Source organism: Algoriphagus sp. 10J20-15, from assembly GCF_055809615.1.
This window is the reverse complement of record NZ_JBVVUG010000015.1, coordinates 1-8446: the sequence shown is the minus strand read 5'-3', so window position 1 is coordinate 8446 and position 8446 is coordinate 1. Positions and strand designations below refer to the sequence as shown.

Here is an 8446-nt window from a genome sequence, read left to right as displayed (position 1 = left end):
AAGTACGTGGATGTCAACAGCTGGCTGGTTATCAGCAGCAGTCGAGAATGTCTCGGACTTCTTAGTAGGAATAGTAGTATTAGCTTCGATCAATTTGGTCAATACTCCACCCATTGTTTCGATACCTAGGGAAAGAGGAGTCACATCCAAAAGAAGAACGTCTTTCACTTCACCAGTCAATACTCCACCTTGAATCGCAGCGCCGATCGCTACTACCTCATCAGGGTTTACGCCTTTAGAAGGCTTCTTGCCGAAGAATTTCTCAACTTCTTCCTCGATTTCAGGGATTCTAGTAGAACCACCTACCAAGATTACTTCGTCAATATCTGATGGACTCATGCCAGCGTCAGCCAAAGCCTTCTTACATGGTTCCATTGATCTTTTTACAAGGTCTTCAGAAAGTTGCTCAAACTTAGATCTGCTCAAAGTTCTCACCAAGTGCTTAGGACCTGTCTGAGTTGCAGTGATATATGGCAAGTTGATTTCTGTAGAAGCAGAGCTTGAAAGCTCAATTTTAGCTTTCTCAGCAGCTTCTTTCAAACGCTGTAGCGCCATTGGATCTTGTCTAAGATCGATTTGCTCTTCAGATTTGAATTCTTCAGCTAGCCAGTTCATGATCACCTGATCAAAGTCATCACCACCCAAGTGAACATCACCGTTGGTAGATTTCACTTCGAATACACCGTCACCAAGTTCCAATACAGAGATATCAAATGTACCACCACCAAGGTCATACACAGCGATCTTCATGTCTTGGTGCTTCTTGTCCATCCCGTATGCCAATGCCGCAGCAGTAGGCTCGTTGATGATACGCTTCACTTCTAGGCCAGCGATCTGTCCAGCTTCTTTAGTAGCCTGACGCTCGGAATCATTGAAGTAGGCAGGTACGGTAATTACTGCTTCTGTTACTGATTGTCCTAAGAAATCTTCAGCTGTAGTCTTCATTTTCTGAAGGATCATTGCAGAAAGCTCCTGAGGAGTATATGATCTGTCACCAATCTTCACTGCAATTGTGTCATTGGTTCCTTTTTCTACTTTATATGAAGCGTGCTTTTTCTCTTCAGAAACTTCAGAGAATTTCTTGCCCATAAAATCTTTTGACAGAAGAAATAGTGTTGGCAGGGTTAGTGATTGCCTGACGCTTTGCCGGATCACCTACTTTACGCTCACCATTTCCGTTGTCAAGAAAAGCCACAATTGAAGGTGTGGTTCTTCTTCCTCACTGTTTTGAATGACTACAGGTTCGTTACCTTCCATCACTGCTACGCAGGAGTTGGTTGTTCCTAAGTCAATGCCTATGATTTTTCCCATGATTATATGTTTTTAAGTTATTTTCGAATTGAATACTTCTCCCTTTCTTCAATGGATGTGCCATCTGAGTTTTCATTACATTTTGTGTCACATTGGCAGAAAAGTTGACACCGACTTTTTGAAATGCACACAGAATTGTCATTTTCCCACCTAAATGGAAACTCCATTCTGACAGTTTTTTAAACACAGAGTCCGTGGGTGTTTTGCGGAGATCCACAGAGATTGAAGGTTATTAGAGTAGATTTTGATGTTAACATATTTCTCCAGAAGCTGGATGTGGGTTATACTTCCCCAATTCACTTGTGAGCTCTCATGAATATGTTTTTTTGTGAAAATTAGCGTAGCCTTTGCAACCATTCGACTGGCTCTTGCATCTATTAAGTATTATGAAACCATTTTTTAGAGGTAACATGAACGAACGATGTCGATGGTGTCTAGTGATTTTGCTAGGGGTAGTGGTGCTTACGGCAAATAGAGAGCTGGAAATAGTACCAACTATATGGGATAATATGAAGGGTTTTATTCCTGTTGTCAGAAATTTTTTTTGGTTGACCTGGTCATTTTCTGGTTCATAGACCTATTTTTAGGTCATGTCAGATTCTCTCATAATTCAAGACTTGTATGTGTATCCAATCAAATCCCTTGCTGGAATTCGTCTTAAAGAAGCTACAGTTGAAGAAAGGGGATTTGAATTAGACCGTCGCTGGATGTTAATCAATGAAAATGGTCAGTTTTTATCACAGCGCACTTTTCCTCAAATGGCTTTACTTAAGGTTGAAATTGAAGAGGCGTCACTTAGAGTGTTTAATACACATTCACGAAATGACTGCGTTCAAATTCCCTTTGAAGAAGAAGGCGAGGAAATTTGCATTGTCACAGTCTGGGACGATGAGATGCCTGCCCGAATGGTAAGTTCAAAGGCTGATGAGTGGTTTAGTAAAATACTTGGCACACATGTGCGTTTAGTGAAAATGCCGATCTCAACAGAGCGGAAAGTAGATCCAAGGTATGCTGTGAATGGTGAGTCAGTTAGTTTTGCGGATGGAATGCCATATTTGATAATTGGGCAGAAATCACTTGATGAGCTCAATTCAAAATTAGATGACGCAGTTCCTATGAATCGTTTTCGTCCGAATATTGTCTTCTCAGGTGGAGATGCTTTTTCGGAAGATACTTGGGGGAAAATACAGATTGGCGAAGTGGATTTTCAGGTGGTAAAGCCTTGTGCCCGATGTGTGATGGTTACTGTGGATCAAACTACTGGCGATAAAGCTGCGGAACCACTGAAGACTTTGGCTGAATTTAGAAAGGAAGGCAACAAAATTCTTTTTGGTCAAAATGTAGTTGCCCTTTCAGAAGGTATCATTAAAGTAGGAGACAAACTTATGTTGAAGTAAGTTCTAGAATCCCAGCCCTAATGTAGTTGGAATAGATAGGGTAAGAAAAGAAAATCCTGCTTCTGAAGAAAGCAGGGTTTTCTGTGGTCTCCGCGTAAAACTCTGTGATTTCTCTGCGGTAAAAAATCAGTTACTTGAAGTTTTTAACAGTCTGAATAAATACTTTCACCATTTCTGGATTGATATCTGGATAGACTCCATGTCCTAGATTAGCAATATGTCTAGTCCCACGGAATTGCTCCATCATTTCAATTGTGGCTTCACGAACTTGTTCTTCAGTGCCATAAAGTGCAGCAGGGTCTAAATTTCCTTGCAAAGTCTTCTCAGAACCGATCAACTTTCTTGATTCAGCTATACCCATATTCCAGTCCAAACCAATCGTCTCACAATTCAATTTGCCCATTTCTTCTCTCGCAAAGAATGCACCTTTAGCAAAAACTGTCTTAGGTACAGAAGTGATCGCGTCACAGATCTGAGCGATATATGGCAAAGAGAATTCTGCATACTGTTTTGGCCCCAAAATCCCTGCCCAGCTGTCGAATATTTGTATCAATTGAGCTCCAGCTTCGATCTGAGCTTTTAGGTAATTGATCGTGCTGTCAGTGATCATCTGAAGCAATTGATGAGAAAAAGCCGGTTGGGTATAAAGCATTTCTCTTGCTGCGGAGAAAGTTTTGCTGCCATGACCTTCTACCATATAGGAGAAAATAGTCCAGGGTGCTCCTGCAAAACCGATCAAAGGAACTCGTCCGTTCAATTCATTTTTAGTGATTCGAATAGCGTCTGTCACATATTGAAGTTCTGAGCCATCTGATACGTGCAATTTTTTCAAATCAGCTTCTGAACGAACTGTGTTAGGAAACAAGGGGCCTCTTTTCTCTACCATTTCATAAGGCAAACCCATTGCTTCGGGAATCACCAAGATATCTGAAAAAATAATCGCTGCATCTACGCCAAGTAGCTCTACCGGCTGAATAGTCACTTCTGCAGCTAATTCAGGAGTCTGGGCCAGTTCTATGAATCCACTAACGCTTTCTCTCACCTTTCGATATTCTGGCAAAATTCTGCCTGCCTGACGCATCAGCCAAACTGGAGTTCTTTCAATAGATGCGCCTTTAGCGGCACGAAGTAGGAGGTCATTCTGTAAATGCATGGGGCAAAGATAAGCGCCAAATTATATATGGCTTTTAAAATTGACACATAAAAAAACTGGAACAATAAAAAATCATTGTTCCAGTTCGTGGTAATCCAGTTGGTTTAGGTGATGTGTTTGGTGGAATATTACTCGATGCGTTTGAAGTCTGAGTCATTTAAGCCCATTAGTTTTGTGACAGCATTATAATCAGTTAGATCAATTCTAGCATTGGCAGAGAGAAGTTCTCCAGGCACTATTACAATTCTGAACAATTGATTGTCAGTCCACTCTGGTCCCAATAAACTATAATCAAGCGGGCCATCTAGGAATAAACTGAAGTCATTATTTGAAAAGTCATAATTGTACATCAGTACACCTTCTTCAAAGAATACGGTTTGTGGAAGCGCTCTCCAAATCGGATTAGAACCATCAGCATCCCATTGGATAAATGCCAAAACCATATCCCCATCAAAAATTGGCGGATCAAAACCTCTGATCACTTGGAAATTGTTTGCTTGGTTGAAATCAATTTCTAGCTCAAATACCTCTGATAATATATTAATCCCAGGCTCTCCCTCAGGTCCTGGAATTCCCTGAGGCCCCTCTGGTCCTTCACATGATTGGAATACGAACATTCCAAAAAGTGCCAAAATTAGTAAGTTGATATTTTTCATAGTCGTAGTTTGTTAAGGTTAGTAAACTGTTTTCACGAATTGTGCCATGAATTGGTTGGCTAAAATTCCTTAACAACTTTTTACTTAATAGGAGCGATGACTTGAATCTCTTCTTGCGAGATGATTTTATCTATAAAAGTGCCGCTCAGTTCTACCTGATTATCTTTTGCAAAAGCTTCCAGTTTTTCTTTGACAGTTTCTGGACTTGGCATAACCCATTTGTTACTTTTTATTTTGGCCAGCAAATAGCTTTCATTTTCAAAAGTGCGAAACTCTAAATCTGCTAAGGGAAGATTTTTATTGATTCCAACAAAGACAACCATGGTGTCGAGTTTTCCAGCAGGCTCAACTTCATAAATCGTGTGCAGAAAGCTTCCGGGATGCAATCCTTTTTGAGTTTCTATCTTTTCAAAAATCTCTCCCAAATCTTCGTTTCCTGGAAGTCCCTCGATACGTAGCCCCAGCTAGATTGTCAGGTTTTTCTTCTATCAGCTGAATATTGATTGGTGCATTTCCGCCTAATTTCACAAACCCCCAATATCCTCCAATCGCCAGAATGGCCAGAAAGATGGTCGTAGCTAGAATTTTCTTTTTCATTCTTAGAAAAGGTAACGAACACCAATTCCACCTTGGCCTTTGATATGGCCAATGCGGTCAATTAACTCTAGGAAAAATCCGGCTTCGCCAAAAACAGAGATTGGCACATCATCAAAGTAGTATTCTGCCCCAAGAAATGCTTCTGGGCCAAAATCGACATTGGTTCTGTTGTCATTTTTTATCACAGAAGAGGTGAGTCCATCTGCATAAGAATAGGTAACCTTGGTAGTTCTAAGCTGGATACCGGCGCCTCCATAAGCAAGAAGATATCCCTCGGTGATTCCGAAAACATCGGCAATGTCCTCATGATAGGCTGAGCGAACATTGAAAGAAACCCCTTTTTTTGCTCCATGCGAGATATAAAACGCGTTGGATTCAGGAGGATTGCTTTCAAAATCTTTTTGATAATAGCTAGCGCCATTGATACCAGCACTACCGATCATTCCTTCGATGGAAATGTATTCAGTGAGGAAGTCTTTGTATGTAATAGAAAGTGGCTCTCCAAGACGAATGCCCACTCTCTCTTGTGCAAAACTGATAAATGGTAATAATACCAAAAGGGTAATTAATTTGAATTTCACTTGATATGTTGGTTTAGGATTAGAGTTCAAAAATCAGGCTAGATCGCCATTGTTTTGAGTTGCATCTGATGCAGTTGGGTGTAATAGCCACCCAATTCCAATAAAGAATCATGAGTGCCTGTCTCTACTATTTCACCCTTGTTTAGGACAATGATTTTATCAGCTTTCTGGATTGTAGAAAGTCTATGTGCAATGACGATGGAGGTTCTTCCAGTCATCATTGTTTCTATAGATTGCTGGATTAATTCTTCAGTCTCTGTATCCACGGATGAAGTAGCTTCATCCAAAATGATGATTTCAGGATTGTAGACCATCGCTCTTACAAAGGATATCAATTGGCGTTGCCCTACAGAAAGGGTTGCTCCTCGTTCCATGACATTGTAATCCAATCCGCCTGGAAGTCTTTCTATAAACCTCTTTGCGCCAGCTAATTCCGCTGCATACATCACCTGCTCACGGGAAATGTCCGGATTGCCAAGCGTGATATTGTAGAATATAGTATTCGAAAAAAGGAAAACATCCTGAAGTACCACACCTATGTGCTTGCGTAAGGTGTCTAATTCAAATTCGCGGATATCATGTCCGTCAATGGTGATATCGCCTTTGTTAATCTCATAGAATCTAGAAATTAAATTGATTATAGAAGATTTACCAGCGCCAGTTGCGCACGACTAGGGCTACTGTCTGACCAGATTCTACTTCAAAACTGATGTCTTTCAGCACATAATCCTCATCTACGTAGGCAAACCAAACATTTTCTAATTTTATGTTTCCTTTGACCTTGGCGGGGCTGAAATTTCCCTCATTTGCAATGTGCTCATCGCTCTCAAGTAATTTGAAAATTCGGGAAGAGCTTACCACGCCCATTTGAAGCGTATTGAATCTATCCGCAATCATCCGAATAGGTCGGAAGAAAAGTTGCAAATACATGATAAAGGAAATCAGCACACCTATTTCAATCTCCATTCCCAAGACACCGACTGCACCGTACCAAACGACCAATCCGATTCCGATTGCTTGGATGATTTCTGCCACAGGAAAATATATAGAGTAATATAGCACTGAGCGAATGTGTGCTCTCCGATGCTCTTTATTTATTTCTTTGAATTTCTCAAATTCCCGCTCCTCTCGATTGAAGATTTGTACGATGTTCATTCCGGTGATGTGCTCCTGCAGAAATGAGTTCAAATTGGAAACGGCATTTCGTACGTCATTGAAGGTAACTTTGATTTTTTCCTTAAAAACATAAGTAGAAATAATCATCAGTGGCAAGGTAGATAAACTAACCAATGTCAATTTCCAGTCAATGTAAAACATGACTCCAAGAATAGTGACTAATTGAAGCAAGTCGCCGATTATTGCCGCCAATCCCTCAGAAAACACATCTGCGAGGGTCTCGATATCAGAAATATTACGGGTCACCAATCTACCGATTGGAGTATTGTCAAAGAATTTTAAACGGAGCTTGAGCAGGTGTTTGTATAGTTTTACCCTAATGTCCCGAATAATCACTTGGCCTATCCAGCCTGAATAATAGGTGTGTGCCCATTGAACAAATGCTTGCAAAATCATCAGTCCTACGAGCAGATAGATGATTTTTAGGAGGCCAGCAGCATCTCCTACCGCTACATAATCGTCAATTGCGACCTGAATGAAATATGGCCGAGTTGGTGCTAAAATAGCAAGGGCGATGGTAAGAAAGATTAGAAAATAGAACTGTGCCTTGTAAGGTTTTACAAAGCCATATAGCTGCTTGAGTACTTTCGAATCGACGATTTCGCCGGAGGATGATTTTTCTTGTTCTAAGCTCAAGGTAAACTAGTCTAAATATATATCTTCTGAATATTCAATTCGGCTAAAAAACAAGCCACATGCAGGTGCTGACTTTCCTGCCTTTTTTCGATTTTTGGATTCTATGATTTGATGCATTTCATCAGGTTCCATTTTCCCGAGTCCAATATCAACAAGCGTTCCTACAATTGCTCTTACCATTCCACGCAAAAATCTGTTTGCAGTTATATGAAATTGCAATTCTCCGTCTTTTTGTTCCCAATGTGCCGATTTTATTTCACAGCGAAAATGTTTTACAGCTGTATGTACTTTACTAAAACACTCAAAATCATTGTGCTGTAAGAGAATTTTTGCTGCTTCATTCATTCGGGTTATATCTGGATTGAAATAATGCCTCCAGACGTAATCTTCTACAAACGGGCTTTTTTGTAAAATCATTCGATAAACATAAGATCTGCTTTTGGCACTGAAGCGCGCATGTGCATCAGCTTTGACTGCTCGGATCGAATTGACTGAAATGTCTTTCGGCAAAATTCCATTAATCGCTCGAATGAATTTTTCTTTATTAATTTCCTGATCCGTGTCAAAGTGGCAAACCTGCATGCTAGCATGCACTCCGGTATCTGTGCGGCCTGAACCCATCACAGAAACTGTTTCTCTGAAATAAGTAGAAAGCCCTGTCTCCAATGCTTCTTGAACCGTAAATGCATTTTCTTGGATTTGCCAACCATGATAGCGCGTGCCTTTGTAGCTGATGTCCAGAAAATATCTTTTGCTCTCACTCATACGGCTGCAAAGATACTATTCCCAATCAAATCAGCGCGAGAAACCTGCTTTCCTTGTTAATGAAGTCATAAGGCCTTTTCTTTGCCAAAAAAATAGAAAAAATGATCCAGCGCGTACAATCAATATTCCTTTTCCTAGTGGCTGTGGCCATGGGATTGACTTTGGGCTTAGACC

At 40.5% G+C, this 8446-nt stretch carries 8 protein-coding genes and 2 pseudogenes; 1 reads left to right on the top strand and 9 read right to left on the bottom strand.

Annotation, left to right across the window (positions count from 1 at the left end):
- Both dnaK and AC0L6R_RS07340 read right to left on the bottom strand, forming a co-directional pair.
- Window positions 1-1155, bottom strand: a 1155-nt coding sequence (dnaK, locus tag AC0L6R_RS07345; protein WP_473270619.1) for a molecular chaperone DnaK, incomplete at its 3' end; no start/stop codon positions are given.
- A pseudogene (locus AC0L6R_RS07340) lies at window positions 1070-1257 on the bottom strand (Hsp70 family protein). The gene dnaK and the pseudogene AC0L6R_RS07340, both read right to left, overlap by 86 nt.
- A 644-nt stretch (window positions 1258-1901) precedes the next feature.
- Here AC0L6R_RS07340 and AC0L6R_RS07335 point away from each other — a divergent pair.
- Window positions 1902-2708, top strand: coding sequence for an MOSC domain-containing protein (locus AC0L6R_RS07335; RefSeq protein ID WP_473270618.1), 807 nt, complete (start codon window positions 1902-1904; stop codon window positions 2706-2708).
- A 130-nt stretch (window positions 2709-2838) separates the two neighbouring features.
- Here AC0L6R_RS07335 and hemE read toward each other — a convergent pair whose 3' ends face one another.
- The 7 genes and pseudogenes from hemE to truA form a co-directional block, all read right to left on the bottom strand.
- A complete protein-coding gene (hemE, locus tag AC0L6R_RS07330) occupies window positions 2839-3861 on the bottom strand; it encodes a uroporphyrinogen decarboxylase (protein ID WP_473270617.1) in 1023 nt (340 codons plus the stop codon).
- 128 nt (window positions 3862-3989) lie between these two features.
- A complete protein-coding gene (locus AC0L6R_RS07325) occupies window positions 3990-4517 on the bottom strand; it encodes a hypothetical protein (protein WP_473270616.1) in 528 nt (175 codons plus the stop codon).
- Window positions 4518-4597: 80 nt separating this feature from the next.
- Window positions 4598-4942 carry a hypothetical protein gene (locus tag AC0L6R_RS07320; RefSeq protein ID WP_473270615.1) on the bottom strand — a complete coding sequence of 115 codons (345 nt, stop codon included), beginning with the start codon at window positions 4940-4942 and terminating at the stop codon, window positions 4598-4600.
- Complete coding sequence (locus AC0L6R_RS07315; RefSeq protein WP_473270614.1) at window positions 4926-5114, bottom strand: hypothetical protein; 189 nt, start codon at window positions 5112-5114, stop codon at window positions 4926-4928. The genes AC0L6R_RS07320 and AC0L6R_RS07315 overlap by 17 nt, the downstream gene beginning before the upstream one ends.
- Window positions 5115-5116: 2 nt before the next feature.
- Window positions 5117-5695, bottom strand: coding sequence for a hypothetical protein (locus AC0L6R_RS07310; RefSeq protein ID WP_473270613.1), 579 nt, complete (start codon window positions 5693-5695; stop codon window positions 5117-5119).
- A gap of 38 nt (window positions 5696-5733) precedes the next feature.
- Window positions 5734-7507: pseudogene (locus tag AC0L6R_RS07305) on the bottom strand (ABC transporter ATP-binding protein).
- Between the two features lie 6 nt (window positions 7508-7513).
- Entirely contained in the window at window positions 7514-8272 is a 759-nt protein-coding gene (gene truA / locus AC0L6R_RS07300) for a tRNA pseudouridine(38-40) synthase TruA (protein WP_473270612.1), read from the bottom strand.
- Window positions 8273-8446 lie beyond the last annotated feature (174 nt).